Genomic DNA, 17,975 nt, shown 5'->3' with positions numbered 1-17,975 from the left:
TTTATACTCCTGACCCCAAAGAGGGGCTGTACTTGAACCATATGTCGGCATTGCTCGACGGCGGATCAAGATGGGCATCTCGACCGCCGGAATTGCCAGACTGCCCGTGCCCGGTGGAGCCTTTGGCAAGGCCGCAGAGGGCGGGGCGCGGGTTCATCGCTTGAATAACGCCTCAGCACTTGCTTTGTGGTTAACGGCGCTTTCAATTTTTGATCGGATTCGGGCGATTTCGCCCTCCAGCGCTATGATGCGCGCTTCCAGATCGGCCACGGAAAGTGGGCCCAGATCCTGTCGGAGCAGTTGGGCCAGCGGATCATCAGCCTTTCTCGGCAGATCGTTATCCATGTCCATGTCGTGCAATGTTGACCCTGCGGACCAGTCTGTCAATAAGGCCTTCATTCCGCCCGTCGATTTAGGTGCGGTGCAACATTTGCCGCGGGGGCAGCAATGGCTATCGAAGGCCCAGTGCCGAACGAAACAGTGCCGAACGAAACAGTGCCGAGCGAAATGACGGCGATCGGCATAAAGGTTCCGGGCGGACCGGATGCGCTGGCGCCGGAGCGGCGGCCGGTTCCCGTGCCCGGCCCCGATGAAGTGCTGATCAAGGTCGCGGCGGCCGGGATCAATCGCCCGGACGTGATGCAGCGCCAGGGAAAATATCCGCCGCCGCCGGGCGCTTCGGACATTCCGGGGCTGGAGGTTTCGGGCGTGATCGTCGCTGCGGGCGGGAGCGCCGAGCAGCTTGTCGGCCGCCGGGTCTGCGCTCTGCTGCCGGGCGGGGGCTATGCCGAATATGCGGTTGCGCCGGCGGGCCAATGCCTGCCTGTGCCGGACGATTATGATCTGGTGGAGGCGGCGGCACTGCCGGAGACGCTGTTCACCGTGTGGAGCAACCTGTTCGAGCGCGCCTATGTGGTCGAAGGGGACACCGTGCTGGTCCATGGCGGCACCAGCGGCATCGGCACCATGGCGATCACGCTCTGCAAGCTGTTCGACATTTCCATCATCGTGACCTGCGGCAGCGATGAAAAATGCGAGCAGGCCAAGGGCTGGGGCGCGGATCATGCGATCAATTACCGCACCCAGGATTATGTCGAGGAGGTCAAGCGGGTCACTGGCGGGCAGGGGGTGCAGGCGGTCCTGGACATGGTTGGCGGCGCCTATGTTCCGCGCAATATCCAGTGCCTGGCAGAAGATGGGCGCCATGTATCCATCGCCGTGATGAGCGGGGCCAAGACGGAAGTCTTCATTCCCACGATCATGAGCAAGCGGCTGACCCTGACGGGATCGACGCTGCGGCCGCGATCGGTGGCGTTCAAGAGCCTGGTGGCGGATGAGCTGATGCGGGTGGTGTGGACCTTTATCGAACAGGGCAAGTTGCGGCCTGCGATAGACAGCCGCTTTCCGCTGGCGGAAGCTGCAAAGGCCCATGCGCGCATGGATGCGGGCGACCATTTCGGGAAGATCGTGTTGACGGTTTGACGGGTGGCGGCGTGTCTGTCTTTGGGTGGGAGCGGACTTTCAGTTTCCGTTCGCCCTGAGCTTGTCGAAGGGCTCTGCTGAGCGAAGGCGAAGCATGGGAGCCTCGCTCCGCTCGGCTGAGGGCTTCGACTTGCCGAAGGCAAGTTTATCCTGAGCGCCTGCCTTGGCAGGCAGACGAAGGGCTCAGCCCGAACGGATATCCCACGTCAGAAATTGGCCAAAATCGTAGCATTTCCGTCACATTCGCTGCGGAGTTGTAACATAGACCGGCTATGGATTCGCTCCTGAGAGAAACTGCTCAGGGGTCGTATCATGAACGTCATCACACGCCTGCCTTTCCTGGCGGAGTTGGACGATGGCGCCGACGACAAGTTCGCCATTCCCGAGCGGGAAGGGAAGCGTCGCCGCTATCGCACGATCTGGATTTCGGACATTCACCTCGGCACGCGCGGGTGCAACGCGAAGATGCTGATCGACTTCCTCGACAGCGTCGATAGCGACACCATGTATCTGGTGGGTGACATCATCGACGGTTGGCGGCTTAAAAGGCGCTTTTATTGGCCCGCCGCGCATAATGATGTGGTGTGGCGCGTGATGAAGCGCGCCAAGCGCGGCACCCGCGTCGTCTACATCCCCGGCAATCATGACGAGATGTTCCGCCAGTTCACCGGCCTCAGCTTCGGCGGCGTCGAAATCCGGCGCAAGGCGATCCATGAGACGGTTGATGGCCGCAAGCTGCTGGTCCTGCATGGCGATGAATTCGACACGATCATGCTCGCGCACCGCTGGCTCGCCTTCATCGGCGATGCCGCCTACACCATGTTGATGCGCGTCAATATCATCGTGAACGCGGTGCGTCAGCGCATGGGCCTGCCCTATTGGTCGCTCAGCAAGATGGCCAAGCACAAGGTCAAGAATGCCGTCGAGTTCATCTCCCGCTTCGAGGAAGTGGTGGCGCATGAAGCCGGATCGCGCGGCGTCGACGGGGTGGTCTGCGGCCATATCCACAATGCCGAAATCCGCGAGATCGCCGGTGTCGAATATTATAATGACGGCGATTGGGTGGAAGGCTGCACAGCTTTGGTCGAGCATTTCGACGGCCGGATGGAAGTGCTGCACTGGGCCGACGAGATCGCCAAGCGCACCGCCGAAGAACCCTCGCGGATCGCAGCCTGACGGGAGGAGAGCCGATGCGCCCATCCCCCATGCGTGTCATCATCATTACCGACGCCTGGAGCCCGCAGGTGAACGGCGTTGTCCGGACCCTCCAGACCATGCAGGCGGAACTGGAAAAGATGGGGCATGAGGTGAAGGTGATCTCGCCCGATCTCTTTGGCTCCATTCCCTGTCCGACCTATCCTGAAATCCGTCTGGCCTTCGTCCGGTCGACCATTATGGGCCAGATGATTGCGGCCTTTCGTCCCGATGCGATCCATCTGGCGACCGAAGGTCCGCTCTGCCTCGCGGCGCGGCGCTGGTGCCTGCGCAGCGGCATCCGTTTCACCACCGCCTATCACACGCATTTCCCGGACTATGTGGCGCAGCGCACCGGCCTGCCCGCAGCCTGGTTCTGGCGCTATATCCGCTGGTTCCATGGCCCCGCCGAAGCGGTGCTGGTGTCGACCCGTTCGGTGCGGCAGCAACTCCGCGCCCATGGGCTGGCACAGGTGCGCGCCTGGGGCCGGGGAGTGGACCTTGCCGCCTTCACGCCGCAAGCGACGCCGCCCGCCGTCTTTGCCGACCTGCCGCGTCCGATCCAGCTCTATGTCGGGCGGGTCGCGATCGAGAAGAATCTCGAAGCCTTCCTTGCCAGCGACCATCCCGGCACCAAGGTCGTGGTGGGCGACGGCCCGGCCCGCGCCATGCTGGAAAAAGCTTATCCGCAGGCGCATTTTCTGGGGCCGATGTTCGGCACCGATCTGGCTGGCGCTTATGCCGGTGCCGATGTCTTCGTCTTTCCCAGCCGCACCGATACTTTCGGCCTGGTCATGATCGAGGCGCTGGCTTGCGGCACGCCGGTGGCGGCCTATCCCGTCACCGGCCCTGTCGACATCGTCACCCCGGAAACCGGCGCATTGTCCGACCGGCTGGAGCATGCCATCGCCGCCGCGCTCCTCTGCGACCGCGAAATCTGCGCCGCCTATGGCCAGAGCTTTAGCTGGGAACGCAGCGCGCAGGAATTTCTGACAGGCCTACACAATATCGATCCCCAGGCGCTCGACAGCGCCGCCTGACGCTTTTCCTTGCCCGGCGGAGCAGGATGCACTATCTCAGGTCGGGCGTGGCCGCCCTGCTTGGGCGGCCCTTGTCGTTTTTAAGCGCCGTTTTATGCCGGAGAATTCCCGTGTCCCAGCCTCTCATGCCCCATGCGACAGCCAGTTGGCTGGTCGACAATACCGCGCTGAGCTTCGACCAGATTGCGGAGTTTTGCGGGCTGCATATCCTGGAAGTGCAGGCGATTGCCGACGATACCGCAGGCACCAAATATACCGGCCGCGATCCGGTCCGCGCCCATGAAATCACGATGGAGGAAATCCACAAGGGCGAGTCCAATCCGGACTATCGGCTCAAGATGCTCAAAGGCCCGGAGCCGGTCCGCCGGACCAAGGGGCCGCGCTACACCCCCGTCAGCAAGCGCCAGGATAAGCCCGATGGCATCGCCTGGATCTTGCGCAACCACCCCGAAATTTCGGACGGCGCGATCGGCAAGCTGATCGGCACCACCCGCACCACCATCGCCGCGATCCGCGACCGCACCCACTGGAACATCTCCAACATCGTGCCCAAGGATCCGGTGACGCTTGGCCTCTGCTCGCAGCGGGAACTGGACGCGCTGGTGACGAAGGCGGCGAAGAAGGCGGGCATCGAAGCGCCCACCGATTCGCGTCTGGACGGCGACCGCGAGGCGTTGATCAACGAACTGCGCCGTGAGCGCGAGGACGCCACCCGCCGCGCGGAAGAGGCGCTCAAGAGCGAGTCCGATTTCATTTCCGGCGCCGCGAAGATCCTTGATCCGTTCAGCGACAATAAGGGTCACGTTTGATGCCGTAACGTCATTCCGCCAGAGGTGGAGTGACGACCGGATGCCCATGCAAAAGGGCCGCGCCTTGACCACAAGGCGCGGCCCTTTTTGTCGTGCTTGACGCTTGCGTAAAGGGAAGGCGTAACTTACACCTGTACAAATGGAGAGCAGCGAAAATATCTGGAAAACCCGCTATAATCACCCCTCCGCCTGGGAACAGACATTCCCGCCCTTGTCGATGGTGGACATGGTGGCGAACAGCGCCACGGCCAAACCCGATGCGGTGATGATCGATTTCATGGGTCGCAAGACGACCTATGACGCGATGTTCCATATCATCCGGCGGATCGCCAGGGGATTGCAGGATCTGGGCGTCCAAAAGGGCGACCGGGTTGGACTCTATCTGCCCAATGTGCCTCATTATGTCGCGGCTTATTATGGCGCGATGATGGCCGGGGCCACGGTCGTCAATTACTCCCCCCTCTACACCGCCGCCGAACTGGAACATCAGGTCGAGGATAGCGGCACCAAGATCCTTTTCACCCTTTCGGCCAAGGCGCTGTTGCCGACGGCGCTGGAAGTGCTGGACAATAGCAGCCTTGAGCGACTGGTCGTCGGCTGCGTCGCGGAAGTCCTGCCGCCCGCCAAATCGGTGCTGTTCCGCCTGTTCAAGCGCAAGGAGACCGCTGCGGTCCCGCACGACCCGCGCATCACCCATTATGCCGACCTGCTGCGCCATGGCGAGAACCCCACGCCGGTCGCGATCGACCCGGAACAGGACATCGCCCTGCTGCAATATACCGGCGGCACCACAGGCCGGCCTAAGGGCGCGATGCTGACCCATCAGAACCTGACCGCCAATGCGCGGCAAGTGCGCCTGATCGACCCGCATCCCGAGGCGCCCGACCGCATATTGGCGGTGCTGCCCTTCTTCCATGTCTTCGCCAACACCTGCGTCCTCAACCGCACGGTGCTGAACGGCGGCGAGATGGTGATGCTGCCGCGTTTCGAGGGCACCCAGGTGCTCGCCGCGATCCAGCGGACCAAGGCGACGTCGCTGCCCGGCGTGCCGACCATGTATCAGGCGCTGCTGGATCATCCCGCCACGCCGAATATCGACTTCTCCTCCCTGCGCCTTTGCATTTCCGGCGGCGCGCCCTTGCCGCTGGAGGTCAAGCAGCGGTTCGAGGCGATGACCGGCTCCAAGCTGGTCGAGGGCTATGGCCTCACCGAAAGCAGCCCCGTCGTCTGTTCCAACCCCTATGAGGGGCTCAACAAGTCCGGCACGGTGGGCCAGCCCGTCCCCGGCACCCGCGTCAAGCTGGTCGACCGCGAGGATCCGACCCGTCCGCCCCCCGAAGGCGAACCGGGCGAACTGGTCTTTGCCGGGCCGCAGATCATGAAGGGCTATTGGCAGCGGCCCGACGCCGATCTGGAGGTGTTCGTCGACGGCTGGCTGCGCACCGGCGATGTCGGGCTGATCGACGAGGACGGCTATGTGAAGATCGTCGACAGGTTGAAGGACATGATCGCCGTGGGCGGGTTCAAGGTCTTTCCCAGCGAGGTCGAGAAGATTCTCTACCATCATCCGGCGGTCAAGGAAGCGCTGGTGATCGGCATTCCCGACCATTATCGCGGCGAGTGCCCGAAGGCCTTCGTCACCTTGCAGGAGGGCTTTGGCATCGACGGCGCCGCGCTCAAGGACTGGTTGAACCCGCAACTGGGCAAGCATGAGAAGGTGTGCGAGGTGGAGGTGCGCCTCAACCTGCCCAAGACGCTGGTCGGCAAGCTGTCCCGCAAGGAACTGGTGGCCGAAGAGCGTGCCAAGGCGGAGGCGGCAACGCCGCAGACTGGAACCGCGGGCTGATCCTTCCTATCTGTGCGGTCGACGCAAGGACAGTTGGGCAAGGACAAGGACGCATATGGCCGAAGAAATCGCAACCCTGGCTGGCGGCTGCTTCTGGTGCACAGAGGCGGTGTATCAGAATCTGAAGGGCGTGAAGACCGTGGAAAGCGGCTATATCGGCGGCATGCAGCCCGACCCGACCTATGAGCAGGTTTGCACGGGTGCGACCGGTCATGCCGAGGCGATCCGTATCACCTATGATCCCACGGTCATCGGCTATGGCGACCTGCTGGACATTTTCTTCGCGACCCATGACCCGACGACGCTCAACCGTCAGGGGAACGACATCGGCACGCAATATCGTTCGGCCATCTTCCCCCATTCGCCCGAACAGGCGGCGGAAGCGAGGGCTGGCATCGAACGCGCCCAGGCGGACCAGGCCAATCCGATCGTCACGGCCATCGAACCGGACGCCCCCTGGTATCCGGCGGAGGATTATCACCAGAAATATTGGGAACGGGTAGGGGACCGGAACCCCTATTGCATGGCGGTGATCCCGCCCAAGCTGGCCAAGCTGCGCAAGGGCTTTGCCGAACGTATCGAAGCCTGAACCGTTCGTCGCCCACGGCTTGCCCTTGCCGCCAGCGTCTCTAAGCTGGTCGGGAAGACAAGCCGGGGAAGAGATATGACCAAGATGGGATTGATGGCCGCGCCGGCTTTGTTGCTGCTCCTGCCGGGCTGCATTGCGCGGACGGCCGCCAATATCGTGACGGCGCCGGTGCGCGCGGGCAGCCAGGTGGTCGATTGGAGCACCACCAGCCAGGAAGAGTCCGACCGCAATTATGGCCGCAAGATGCGCAAGCAGGAAGCGCGCGAAGCCCGCGAACGCAAGAAAGAGGAAGAGCGCCGCCGCCGCGAATGCCGGGAAGCGGGTTATGATAATTGCGGCTGAAGTTCCCGCATGAGGGGTTATTTCTAAGCGGCCGCCCGCTGCAACCGATCATTGATCGCCACCCCGATCCCTTCATTCGGAATCGGCGCCACCGCAATCCGTTCCGCTGCACTCGCATCCGCCATATGCAGCGCCGCGAACAGATGCGCCGCAGCTTCCCGCATATCGGCGTCGGGGCTTAAATTCACATGACAGGGCATCAGCCCGAAGCCGATCAGATATTCGTCCTTCTCGGCCTTCAGAGCGTTCAGCCGAACAGGCTTGGATGGCGCATAATGGCTTTCCAACTGCCCCGGCGCCTCGATCTTCGCATTGTCCACGCCCGTCACCACCGATAGCCGGGTCGCCTCCTCCAGCATCGCCGCCGTGACTGGGCCCGGCCGCAGCAGCCGGATGCAGTCGCTTTCCGGCGCGACGATGGTCGATTCCAGCCCTTCGCTGGTCGGCCCTTCATCCAGGATCATGCGGATCTTGCCGTTGAGGCTCGCCAGCACATGTTCGGCCCGCGTCGGGCTGATCGCCCCGCTGCGATTGGCGGACGGCGCGGCGAGCGGCCGGCCGCTTTCCCTGATCAGCGCCCGCATCGCCGGATGCGCGGGCAGGCGCAGCGCCACCGTCGGCAGCCCCGCCATGACCAGCGGGGACAGTCCGCTGTCGGCGCGCACCGGCAGAACCATGGTCAGCGCGCCGGGCCAGAACCGTGCCGCCAGCTTGTCGGCCACAGGCGAAAAATCCGCCAGACGCCCGGCCATATCCCTGTCCGCGACATGCACGATCAGCGGATTGAAGCTCGGCCGTCCCTTGGCGGTGTAGATCGCGGCCACCGCATTGGAATCCGTGGCATCCGCCGCCAGGCCATAGACCGTCTCGGTCGGGACGGCGACCGGCTCGCCGGCACGGATCAGCAACGCCGCCTCACGCAGCGCTTCGCTGCCATAGCGGATCATGCGAGTTGAAAAGACTGGATTTGGGATGGTCACGACCCCAGCGATATAAGCCCCGACTTCCGGGAGTAAAAGGCCATTACTACAGAAGAATGACATTGGCGCCGCGCTTGCCCGTCAAGCGGAGGAGGGCTAAGCGAGGGGCCATGAACGACGCCCTGCTGACCCGCATTGCCGAAGCGCTGGAACGGATCGCGCCGCCGCCCGCTTCCTCCCCCGATCTGGCCGCCGCGCCCGCCTATGTGTGGAACGGCGCCACGATCCGGCCGGTGGAGGCCTTTGCGCCGGTGGATTACGCCCTGCTGACCGGCATCGACGCGCAGAAGGAGGCGCTGCTCGAAAACAGCCGCCGCCATGCAGCGGGCCATGCCGCGCATGACGTGCTGCTATGGGGTGCGCGGGGAACCGGCAAGTCCGCCGTCGTCGCGGCCGTCGTCGGCAAGCTCCAGGCCGAAGGACAGGACATCGCCCTGCTGCAATGCGCGATCGATGAACTGGCCAGCCTGCCGCAACTCTTCGCTATCCTGCGCGACACGCAGCGGCCCTTCATCCTGTTCCTCGACGATCTGGGCTTCGATGAACATGGCGTGGGCGACGCCCGGTCGCTGCGCTCGTTATTGCAGGGCGGCACTGCCGCGCGGCCGGCCAATGTCCGGCTCTATGTGACGTCCAACCGCCGCCATATCGTGCCGCGCCACCTGTCGGAACAGGATGACCCGGTCAATCCACGCGACGTGGTGGACGACAAGATGGCGCTGTCGGACCGCTTCGGCCTCAGCCTGGGTTTCCATGCGATCGATCAGGACGCCTATGTCGCCATCGTCAGCGGCTATGCGGCCAGTCTCGGTCTCAGTTTCGAGCCGCTGGATGCCATCCAATGGGCAACCCAGCGCGGCAGCCGCTCAGGCCGCGTCGCCTGGCAATATGTGGTGGAACTGGCCGGACGGAATGGGGTGACGATATAGCGTCCGGAGGATGCTGCTGCCTTGGCAGGAATATCCCCTGTCAATTGCTCCGCGTCACCCGCCAGACGACCCCGCCCACATCGTCGCTCACCAGCAACGCGCCCTTGGCATCCGCCGTCACGTCCACGGGCCGCCCATGGGCCTCACCCTTGGTCCCCAGAAAATCTGTCAATACGTCGACCGGCTTGGCCTTGCCCGCCTCGCCATTGTCGCCAAAGGGTACGAACACGACCTTATATCCTGACATCGGCTTGCGGTTCCAACTGCCGTGCAGCCCGACGAAGGCGCCGTTGCCATAGGGGGCGCCCAGCGAAACCTTGTCGGCAAAGCTGAGCCCCAGCGGCGCCACATGATTGCCCAACGAATAATCGGGCCGCTTGGTATATTCGCGGATTTCCGGCCTTTGCGGCTGGACCCGGCGGTCTTCATAACCACCCCAATAATTCCACGGCCAACCATAGAAGGCGCCGAATTCCACCCGCGTCAGATAATCGGGGACGAGATCGCTGCCCAGCATGTCGCGTTCATTCACCACGCCCCACAGCGCGCCGCTCTTGGGCTCGAAAGCCAGTCCCACAGGATTGCGCAGGCCCGAAGCATAGATGCGATAGGCGCCGGTATTGGGATTGATCTCCAGCACGGCGGCGCGATTGGCCTCCGTTTCCAGATCATTTTCCCCGATATTGCTGTTGGAGCCGACACCGACATAGAGCAGCCCCTGTGGACTGGCGACCAGGCTGCGCGTCCAATGCATGTTGGGCGCCTGCGCCGGCAGGCTCAGTATCTTGCGCCCCTTGGCGGTGATCTTGGTATCGCCTTCCTTGTACGGAAAGGCCATCAACGCATCGGTATTGGCGACGTAGAGCGTGTCACCGACCAGCGCCATGCCATAGGGTGAATGCAGCCCCGTCAGGAAAGCCGTCTTCGTCTCCGCCCGCCCGTCGCCATCGGCGTCGCGCAGCAGGGTGATGCGGTTCGCGGACGGCACGCCGGCCCCCGCCTTGTCCATCAGATAGTTCATCACCCGGTTGACGATGCCGCCGGTCGGCCGCGTGGGACTGTTGGTTTCCGCCACCAGCACATCGCCATTGGGCAGGCGCAGCAATGAGCGGGGATGGTCCAGCCCATCGGCAAAGCGATCGACGCTCAGCCCCTTTGCGGGGACCGGCTTCTCGCCACCCTTCCACGGCACGGCATCCGCGACATTCATCGTCGGGATCATTTCGCTGCGCGGGCTGGTGAAGACGGGTTCCTTCCCCACATCCGCGCCGACGGGAAGCTGTGCCTTATCCCCCTGCGCGAAGTAGAAGAAAAGGCCGCCGAGAATGACCAGGGTGAGGAGGGTGAGCGCGATCAGATGCTTCTTCATGGTCCCCCGTTTATGCTGGCCCCTTTATGCTGGCAAGGCGCGCAAGTGCCCGGCGCGAAGCTATTTTCCCCGATCGAACAGCCACAGCAGGACGGCGATCACAATGCCCAGCGCCGTGCCTGCCAACAGGCCAGCGCTCGGCTGGCCCATCAGGCCACCCAGGATTGTGCCGCCCAAAATGGTGAGCGCCAAAATGGCGCCTGCGCCGATCGGTTCTTTTCTGGCCTTGGTCATTGGCCGTTCCTTGCCACGGGCGGGGATGCATGGCCAGAGCTTTCCCGTCTGCGCCGTTTCGGGACAGGCCTGTCCCGCCACGGGATGATTGTGTCAGGCCGGGACTTGGCTAACCCGCCGTTCACCCTTGTAGGCCGCGCCCGCGCGTCGATGGCCGGAACTGGCATGGCGATTGAACCGCTGCCCCTACCGTTCAGGGTGGGGACTTTGGGGGGGCAGGTCATGAATATGCCATATCTTTCGGATCGAAAGAGCTATGAGGACGCGGCTGAATTGATGTCGCTGTTCGGTGACAATGCGGGCTATGAGGCCGCGGCGCGCGCCGACCGCAGCCGGGATGTGGGCAACCATATCCGCTTCTGTCACTGGCGGCAGATCGAGCGGCTCATCGTGCTGCTCACCCATGAGGGACCGCTTGGCACCATTCATTGAGCGATTTGGCCCGACCCTCACCCGTCATGCCGGAACAGGTTCAGCATGACGGAAGGGGTGTGGATCGCTATTGCGCCTAAAGCCGCAGTCCGGCCGTCTCCGGCAACCCGGCGAGGATGTTGAGATTCTGCACCGCGGCCCCCGCCGCGCCCTTGCCCAGATTGTCGAGCGCCGCGATCAGCCGCGCTTGACCCGTCGCTTCATTGCCAAAGACGAACAAGGCCAGCCGGTCTGTCGCGCCGACATGCTCCAGCCGCACCTGCCCCATGGCCGCGCTTTCCTCCGCCGACGCCACGCTGACGATCGGTGACCCCGCATAAGCCGCGGCCAGCGCCTCTTGCACATCCGCCACCGAAGGCGCGCCTGGCATGGCCCGCAATTGCAAAGGCACCTCGACGATCATGCCGCGATAGGCGTTCGCCACGGCCGGCGCGAACAGGGGAGGGTGCTGCAAGCCCGAATAATGCAACATTTCCGGCCCATGCTTATGCGCTAGCCCCAGCCCATAGGGCCGAAAAGCGCTCGGCGCGCCTTCTGCGCCCTCATATTCCGCTATCATCGACTTGCCGCCGCCCGAATAGCCCGAGGCGCCCGATACCGTCACCGGCCAGTCGGCAGGCAGCAGCCCGGCCAACACCAGCGGCCGCACCAGCGCCAGGAACCCCGTCGGCCAGCATCCGGGATTGGCGACGAAGCGCGCATTGGCGAGCCTCTCCCGATGGCCTGGCTCCAGCTCGGCAAAGCCATAGGTCCAGCCGTCAGCCACGCGATGCGCGGTCGACGCGTCGATCACCCGGGTCCGGTCGTTGTCGATCAGCGCCACGGCCTCCCGCGCCGCATCGTCAGGCAGGCAGAGGATAACGATATCCGCCGCGTTCAGCGCATCCCGGCGCGCCGCCGCATTCTTCCGCCTGTCTTCGTCCAGCGTGATGATCGACAATTCCGGGCGACCCGCCAGCCGCTCGTTTATTTCCAAACCCGTAGTTCCGACGCCGCCGTCGATGAAAATCCGATGTGTCATGTGTCGATTCTCCGCCGCGCCGATATGGGTTCCGCATGATCCGCCGCCAACCGTCCGACGACGTCGGCCAGAGGCTCGATCACCACGCTCATCCAATAGGCGTTGGCATGCAATAAATGGTCGCCGTCGGTCATGATGCCGACATGGCCCGGAAAAAACACGAAGTCCCCTCGTCGGAGCGGCGCGTCGGGCGCGATCGGAGAACCGATCCCTTCGCGCTGCAGATCGGTGTCGCGCGGCACCTTGATCCCGCACTGGCCGAGCGCAACCTGCACCAGCCCCGAACAGTCGACGCCGCGATGGCCGCGCCCGCCCCAGACATAGGGCTGGCCAAGATAGCGCTCTGCCGCCGTGACCCAATCGCTTTCGAGCGCGTCGATCGCCGCGACATGGCGCTTGTGCACATAGCCGTCGGCGCAGGCGAAGAAATCGCCCTCCGCCTCCGCCGCGAATTGCGCGCCGCGTGGCCAGTAATCGGCAATGGGCGATTTGATGTCGGCCGTGCTGAACAGCGGGGCGGTGCCGGTGATGACCCGGCTGTTGACGACTTCCCGCGCATCCAGCGCTTCCCGCCGGACATAGCCGACATAGCCGTCATGCCCGCAAAAGCCCCAGGCCCAGTCGGCCGTCACGTCCAGCGCATGGAAGCTCTCGCCGCGCAACAATTCGCTGACCGCTTGCGCCTTGGGCGTGTCGCTGGCCAGCACCGGAGCGCCGGCGGCCACGCAGGTCAGTTCGACCGCGCGGGCATAATGGGCGGAAAACAGCACCCCGGCGAGCGCCAGATCAGCGAGGTCGCCGCGCGCCGCATGGATGCGCGTGTCGAGCTTGACCGACCGGCCATCCAGCTTGAAGCGGATAGGTTCAGGCGGAGCGTTCCGCGTGGGAGAGGTTGAGGCGTTCATCGCGGCCGGTTCCTGCGATGAAATGGTGAAAGGCGTCAAGAAATTCCGCCCCTTTTGGCGTCCGGGTGATGAAAATATTGCGCCGGTCCGTGGAGTCCCGTTCCCGGCGCAGATAACCAAGCGCCGATAATTTGTTGAGCGCGCGGGTAATCACCGGCTTGGAGACGTTCAGCGCCTCCGCGAGTCCCCGCACCGTATGGGGACCCGCGCCGATGTAGACTGTCAGCATCAGGGCCATTTGCCGATTGGTGAGATCAGGCTTGCCCGACCGCACATAATCGACCAGCGTGCGCATCCATTGGCCGAGCGGCTTGAGGCCGGGCCGGTTCAATTCTGCGGCTTCATTCTGTGCAGATTGGGCATCCATCCACCCCTAACGCATAATAGCCAATCCGGTTGCGTAACGGCCCGCCAAAACCGCTTTCTTTTTACTTTTTATGGCCATAGCGCCCCTGCAGCACGTAAAAGGCCGCACGCAGCCCCAGCGCTTCGCCGCCCTTGGGCCGTCCCGGCCGCGAAGAGGGGCGCCAGGCGAAGGTATCGAGATGCACCCAAGGCGTGTTTTCCGGCACGAAGCGCTTGAGGAACAGGGCCGCCGTGATCGCGCCCGCAAAGCCGCCTTCGCCCGCATTGTTGATGTCCGCCACGTCCGATTTCAGCATCTCGGCATAGCCGTCCCACAGCGGCAGGCGCCAGGTCGGATCGTCGACCACGCCGCCTGCGGCATCCATTTCCCCGGCCAGCGCATCGTCGTTGGTGAAGAGAGCAGGCAGGTCCGGCCCCACCGCCACTCGCGCCGCGCCGGTCAGCGTCGCATAGTCGATGATGAGGTCCGGCTTGTCCTCGCCCGCCAGCGTCAGCGCATCGCCCAGCACCAGCCGTCCTTCGGCATCGGTATTGCCGATCTCGACCGTCAGCCCCTTGCGCGACTGCAATATGTCGCCGGGCCGGAAGGCATTGCCCGAGACAGCGTTCTCCGCCGCCGGGATCAGCAGGTGCAATCTCACCGGCAACCGCGCGCCCATGATCAGCTGCGCCAGCGCCATCGCGTGGGCCGCGCCGCCCATATCCTTCTTCATCAGGCGCATGGCCGAGGATGGCTTGATGTCGAGCCCGCCGCTGTCGAAGCAGATGCCTTTGCCGACAATGGCGATTTTCGGATGTTTGGGGTCGCCCCAGCGCAATTCGATCAGGCGCGGCGCGAAGCTCTTGTCCGCCGCCTTGCCGACGGCGTGAATCATGGGGAAGCCCTGCTCCAGCGCGTCGCCCTTCGTCACCTTGCATTCGGCGTCGAAGCGTTCCGCCACCCTGCGCGCCGCTGCTTCCAGATCGCCCGGCCCCATGTCGGCGGCGGGCGTGTTGACCAGATCGCGCACCAACGCCACCGCTTCGGCCAGCCGCGTCGCCGCCTCGATCTGCGCCACCTCGCCGGTCAGCAGCACGCGGACGCCGGAGCCATTCTCCTCCTTGCGATAGCGGTCGAAGCGATATTGCGCGGTCAGCCATCCCAGCATCGCCGGACCCGCTATTCCCTCTGCCAGCCGGTAGGTGCCTTCGGGCAATGCTTCGGCCAGTTTGGCAAGGCACCATGGCCCCAGCTTTTCGCGGGATGCGACTCCTGCGATGACGGACCAATCCGCCGGATCGTCGCCGGGCAAAATGGCATGTTCATGCGCCTTGCCCTTGAATTTCTGCGCCGCGACCAGCGTTCGCACCCGTTCCGGCTGGCTCGCGAGCCACGCCTCCAGCCCTTGCGCATCGACGATCCGGATCGATCGGGCGGGTTGATTGTTGTCGGCTTTGAGCAGGTCGGAAAAATCAGTCATGACGCACCTGTTTTGAAGAAAGGCGGGCGGGATGAAAAGCGCAATTTTTCGTCGCCTCCGCGCCTCCTTCGACCGCGCTATCATTTGCGTTGGACGGTCCGCAGGCATAGATTGAACGCAGCTACAATAAGGAGAGATGTGATGATGCACACCGACGATGGCAGGCTCCAGGCTCTTCGCGCCCGTGCCTATGCGCTGGCGGAAAGCGGGCGCTTCGACGGAGCGCATGCGGTGGAGCAGGCGTTGATCGCGGAAGGTTGGCCCAATGCGGGCGCCGCGCTCCAGAGCAGTTATACGCGCAAGGCGATCAGCGAACGGTGCATGGCGGCAACCAAGACCCACTGATGCGGCGCGGCCAGGGGAGGGGAAAGGCGGGACCGCTGTTTGTGGCGGGGCTGTTGCTTGGCGCGTGCTCGGCGGCCAAGGATGCGGACAATGCGATGGGGACCGGCAATGATGTCGTCGCCAGCAATTTCGCCAACCGCATGTCCGGCCAGCCTGAACCGCCCCTGCCCGCCAAGCCGTTCGAGCAGAAGGAAAAGACCGATCTGCTGGAGTTCGCCTACGGCTATCCCGCCCAGGCGGCGCAGATTCCCGCTTTGGTCGAAAAATTCGGCAACACTCTCAAGGTCAATAAGTCCGATGCGTTGAAAATGGCGCGCGAAGATCAGAAGGCGGCCAAGGCTTCGGGCTTTCCCTTCCATGCCCACGCCCTCGAAACCCATTGGACCGTGACCGCCGACACCCCACGCTTTCTGGCGCTGGAATCGGAAAGCTATGTCTATACTGGCGGCGCCCATGGCATGACCGGCTATGACGCCCTGCTGTGGGACAAGGACCGCAAGCGCGAAACGGCGGTGGAGGCGCTTATGACATCGCCAACCGCCTTTGCCGCCGCCATTCACGACCGTTTCTGCGAGGCGCTCGACAAGGCACGGGCCGAAAAGAGGGGCGAGCCGGTGAAGCGCAGCGATGATGACGACTTCACCAAATGCATCGATCCGATGAAGCAGGTGCTGGTGCCCACGTCAAAGGACGGCAAGCTGATCGACGGCGTCACCGTGGTCATCGGCCCCTATAGCGCCGGTCCCTATGCCGAGGGCAGCTACGACATTGCGCTGCCCGTCGACGCGGCAATGCGCAAGGCGATCAAGACCGAGTATCAGGACGCTTTCGTCGCAGTAGAATGATGCTGCCCCGCAATGCACCGTGTTCCTGCGAAGGCAGGAACCCAGTCCCTCCGTTCGAACTGGGTTCCTGCCTTCGCAGGAACACGAAATGCCTAGGACGGATCGACATTCAGGAGATGGCGTGACGAAAATGGTGGTTTTCTGCGACCCGGAGCGCAGCGTACTAAAAGTACGTGAGCACCGGAAGCGCGGAGAACCGCCATTTGCAGGCCGCCAGAACTGAATGTCGATCCGTCCTAGCCCTGCGGCACCCCAAAAAGGTCATGCTCATCCGCATCCTCGATCAGCGCGTTGAGGATGCTGCCCGGCACCAATCCTTCACCCACGTCGCGCAGGAAGACATTGCCGTCGATCTCCGGCGCATCCGCCTGGCTGCGGGCGGTGGCGCCGACCGAGCCGTCCTCATCAGCCTCGCCCACCTCATCGATGATGACCGGCAGCACGCGCCCCACTTTTGCGGCAAGCTTGGCGGCGGAGATCGCAGCGGTCTTCTCCATGATCCGCTGATAGCGCTCTTCCTTGACCTCTTCCGGCACCGCGCCCGGCAGGTCGTTGGCGGTGGCGCCCTCGACCGGCTCGAAGCGGAAGGCGCCCACGCGATCTAGTTGCGCCTCATCCAGCCATTGCAGCAGATAATCGAAATCCGCCTCCGTCTCGCCAGGGAAGCCCACGACGAAAGAGGAACGGATTGCAATATCCGGGTAGATGTCCCGCCATTTGCGGATGCGGTCCAGCACTTTAGCTTCGTTCGCAGGCCGTTTCATCGCCTTTAGCACCGAAGGCGCGGCATGCTGAAACGGAATGTCGAGATAGGGCGTCAATAGTCCCTCGGCCATCAGCGGGATGACCTGATCCACATGCGGATAGGGATAGACATAGTGCAGCCGGACCCAAGGCGGCGTGCCCTCCGCGGTGCGGAGTTGCCCCAGTTCCCGCGCCAGATCGGTCATATGGGCGCGAACTTCGCGGCCCTTCCACTGGCGCGTCTCATGCCGGGTATCGACGCCGTAAGCCGATGTATCCTGGCTGATGATCAGCAGTTCCTTCGTTCCCGCATGCACCAGCTTTTCCGCCTCGCGCAGCACCGCATCGACACGCCGCGACACCAGATCGCCGCGCAGCGAGGGGATGATGCAGAAGGAGCAGCGATGGTTGCAGCCCTCCGAAATCTTCACATAGCTGTAATGGCGCGGCGTCAGTTTGAGCCCGCCTTCCGGCACCAGGTCGACGAAAGCGTTTGGCACTGGCGGCGATGCTTCATGCACCGCGTTCACCACCGCCTCATATTGATGCGCGCCGGTAACGGCCAGCACCTGCGGGAACTTGGCGCGGATCAACTCCGCCTCATTGCCCATGCAGCCGGTGACGATGACGCGGCCATTTTCCGCAATCGCCTCGCCAATGGCTTCCAGCGATTCTTCCTTGGCCGAATCGAGGAATCCGCAGGTATTGACCAGCACGACGTCGGCGCCGGCATAGTCGGCGGACATTTGATAGCCGTCGGAACGCAGCTTGGTCAGGATGCGCTCGCTGTCGACCAGTGCCTTGGGACAGCCCAGCGACACCATGCCGATCTTCGGCGCTTCGGGAATTTTGGTTGCCATGATCGCCGCGCACATAGGGATTTTTGCGCCCAATGTCACGGGGGACCTGAAATCAAGCCAGGCTGCGGGATTCCCCGGCCGCATCCCCCTGCACGATCTCGATGATGATGTCGCCGGTCTGGAGCTTCACTCGTCCGCCGGACGCGGCCAGATCGGTCGTATAGTCGGCAATAGGCTGCCTGG

At 63.6% G+C, this 17,975-nt stretch carries 20 protein-coding genes; 11 read left to right on the top strand and 9 right to left on the bottom strand.

Annotated features, from left to right (window positions below):
* Positions 1 to 153: 153 nt before the first annotated feature.
* On the bottom strand, positions 154 to 351 hold the full coding sequence (locus tag VVT58_RS08220) for a DUF1192 domain-containing protein (protein WP_327753710.1): 198 nt from the start codon (positions 349 to 351) through the stop codon (positions 154 to 156).
* Between the two features lie 96 nt (positions 352 to 447).
* On the opposite strand from VVT58_RS08220, the gene VVT58_RS08215 reads away from it, so the two are divergent.
* From VVT58_RS08215 to VVT58_RS08185, 7 genes are all read left to right on the top strand, one after another.
* Entirely contained in the window at positions 448 to 1,482 is a 1,035-nt protein-coding gene (locus VVT58_RS08215; RefSeq protein ID WP_327753431.1) for an NAD(P)H-quinone oxidoreductase, read from the top strand.
* A 312-nt stretch (positions 1,483 to 1,794) separates the two neighbouring features.
* The gene (locus VVT58_RS08210; protein WP_327753432.1) at positions 1,795 to 2,658 is read left to right on the top strand and encodes a UDP-2,3-diacylglucosamine diphosphatase; all 864 of its coding nucleotides are present in this window, start codon (positions 1,795 to 1,797) and stop codon (positions 2,656 to 2,658) included.
* A 29-nt stretch (positions 2,659 to 2,687) separates the two neighbouring features.
* Positions 2,688 to 3,716 carry a glycosyltransferase family 1 protein gene (locus tag VVT58_RS08205; RefSeq protein WP_327753711.1) on the top strand — a complete coding sequence of 343 codons (1,029 nt, stop codon included), beginning with the start codon at positions 2,688 to 2,690 and terminating at the stop codon, positions 3,714 to 3,716.
* Positions 3,717 to 3,841: 125 nt separating this feature from the next.
* Positions 3,842 to 4,525, top strand: a complete 684-nt coding sequence (locus VVT58_RS08200; RefSeq protein ID WP_327753712.1) for a DUF1013 domain-containing protein — start codon at positions 3,842 to 3,844, stop codon at positions 4,523 to 4,525.
* A gap of 139 nt (positions 4,526 to 4,664) precedes the next feature.
* Complete coding sequence (locus VVT58_RS08195; protein WP_327753433.1) at positions 4,665 to 6,371, top strand: long-chain fatty acid--CoA ligase; 1,707 nt, start codon at positions 4,665 to 4,667, stop codon at positions 6,369 to 6,371.
* A 55-nt stretch (positions 6,372 to 6,426) separates the two neighbouring features.
* The gene (gene msrA, locus VVT58_RS08190; RefSeq protein WP_327753434.1) at positions 6,427 to 6,960 is read left to right on the top strand and encodes a peptide-methionine (S)-S-oxide reductase MsrA; all 534 of its coding nucleotides are present in this window, start codon (positions 6,427 to 6,429) and stop codon (positions 6,958 to 6,960) included.
* Positions 6,961 to 7,035: 75 nt separating this feature from the next.
* Positions 7,036 to 7,302 carry a hypothetical protein gene (locus VVT58_RS08185; RefSeq protein ID WP_327753435.1) on the top strand — a complete coding sequence of 89 codons (267 nt, stop codon included), beginning with the start codon at positions 7,036 to 7,038 and terminating at the stop codon, positions 7,300 to 7,302.
* A 23-nt stretch (positions 7,303 to 7,325) separates the two neighbouring features.
* Here the strand turns inward: VVT58_RS08185 and VVT58_RS08180 are convergent, their stop codons facing one another.
* Positions 7,326 to 8,282: an L-threonylcarbamoyladenylate synthase gene (locus VVT58_RS08180; RefSeq protein ID WP_327753436.1), complete on the bottom strand. Its 957-nt coding sequence runs from the start codon at positions 8,280 to 8,282 to the stop codon at positions 7,326 to 7,328.
* A 110-nt stretch (positions 8,283 to 8,392) separates the two neighbouring features.
* On the opposite strand from VVT58_RS08180, the gene VVT58_RS08175 reads away from it, so the two are divergent.
* On the top strand, positions 8,393 to 9,211 hold the full coding sequence (locus tag VVT58_RS08175; protein ID WP_327753437.1) for an ATP-binding protein: 819 nt from the start codon (positions 8,393 to 8,395) through the stop codon (positions 9,209 to 9,211).
* 40 nt (positions 9,212 to 9,251) lie between these two features.
* On the opposite strand, the gene VVT58_RS08170 is transcribed toward VVT58_RS08175, so the two are convergent.
* Together VVT58_RS08170 and VVT58_RS08165 are read right to left on the bottom strand one after the other, a co-directional pair.
* Positions 9,252 to 10,580: a sorbosone dehydrogenase family protein gene (locus VVT58_RS08170; RefSeq protein WP_327753438.1), complete on the bottom strand. Its 1,329-nt coding sequence runs from the start codon at positions 10,578 to 10,580 to the stop codon at positions 9,252 to 9,254.
* A gap of 60 nt (positions 10,581 to 10,640) precedes the next feature.
* Complete coding sequence (locus tag VVT58_RS08165) at positions 10,641 to 10,814, bottom strand: hypothetical protein (protein ID WP_169576129.1); 174 nt, start codon at positions 10,812 to 10,814, stop codon at positions 10,641 to 10,643.
* 228 nt (positions 10,815 to 11,042) lie between these two features.
* Between VVT58_RS08165 and VVT58_RS08160 the strand changes: the two genes are divergently transcribed.
* Entirely contained in the window at positions 11,043 to 11,246 is a 204-nt protein-coding gene (locus VVT58_RS08160; protein ID WP_066561493.1) for a hypothetical protein, read from the top strand.
* 76 nt (positions 11,247 to 11,322) lie between these two features.
* Here the strand turns inward: VVT58_RS08160 and argC are convergent, their stop codons facing one another.
* From argC to VVT58_RS08140, 4 genes are all read right to left on the bottom strand, one after another.
* Positions 11,323 to 12,267 (bottom strand): N-acetyl-gamma-glutamyl-phosphate reductase, encoded by a 945-nt coding sequence (gene argC / locus VVT58_RS08155; RefSeq protein WP_327753440.1) that lies wholly within the window; start codon positions 12,265 to 12,267, stop codon positions 11,323 to 11,325.
* Entirely contained in the window at positions 12,264 to 13,172 is a 909-nt protein-coding gene (locus VVT58_RS08150) for an NlpC/P60 family protein (RefSeq protein ID WP_327753441.1), read from the bottom strand. Before VVT58_RS08150 ends, argC begins: the two co-directional genes overlap by 4 nt.
* Positions 13,132 to 13,539, bottom strand: coding sequence for a MarR family winged helix-turn-helix transcriptional regulator (locus VVT58_RS08145; protein ID WP_066555668.1), 408 nt, complete (start codon positions 13,537 to 13,539; stop codon positions 13,132 to 13,134). Before VVT58_RS08145 ends, VVT58_RS08150 begins: the two co-directional genes overlap by 41 nt.
* Before the next feature lie 61 nt (positions 13,540 to 13,600).
* The gene (locus tag VVT58_RS08140; protein WP_327753442.1) at positions 13,601 to 14,998 is read right to left on the bottom strand and encodes a leucyl aminopeptidase family protein; all 1,398 of its coding nucleotides are present in this window, start codon (positions 14,996 to 14,998) and stop codon (positions 13,601 to 13,603) included.
* Positions 14,999 to 15,139: 141 nt separating this feature from the next.
* On the opposite strand from VVT58_RS08140, the gene VVT58_RS08135 reads away from it, so the two are divergent.
* Together VVT58_RS08135 and VVT58_RS08130 are read left to right on the top strand one after the other, a co-directional pair.
* A complete protein-coding gene (locus VVT58_RS08135) occupies positions 15,140 to 15,343 on the top strand; it encodes a hypothetical protein (protein WP_087573131.1) in 204 nt (67 codons plus the stop codon).
* Positions 15,343 to 16,188 (top strand): DUF4163 domain-containing protein, encoded by an 846-nt coding sequence (locus VVT58_RS08130; RefSeq protein WP_327753443.1) that lies wholly within the window; start codon positions 15,343 to 15,345, stop codon positions 16,186 to 16,188. The genes VVT58_RS08135 and VVT58_RS08130 overlap by 1 nt, the downstream gene beginning before the upstream one ends.
* A gap of 236 nt (positions 16,189 to 16,424) precedes the next feature.
* Here VVT58_RS08130 and rimO read toward each other — a convergent pair whose 3' ends face one another.
* Entirely contained in the window at positions 16,425 to 17,807 is a 1,383-nt protein-coding gene (rimO, locus tag VVT58_RS08125) for a 30S ribosomal protein S12 methylthiotransferase RimO (protein WP_327753444.1), read from the bottom strand.
* Between the last annotated feature and the right edge of the window lie 168 nt (positions 17,808 to 17,975).

The sequence above is a fragment of the Sphingobium sp. SJ10-10 genome (assembly GCF_036038995.2).
Taxonomy (GTDB): domain Bacteria; phylum Pseudomonadota; class Alphaproteobacteria; order Sphingomonadales; family Sphingomonadaceae; genus Sphingobium.
This window is presented reverse-complemented; position numbering and strand designations above follow the sequence as displayed.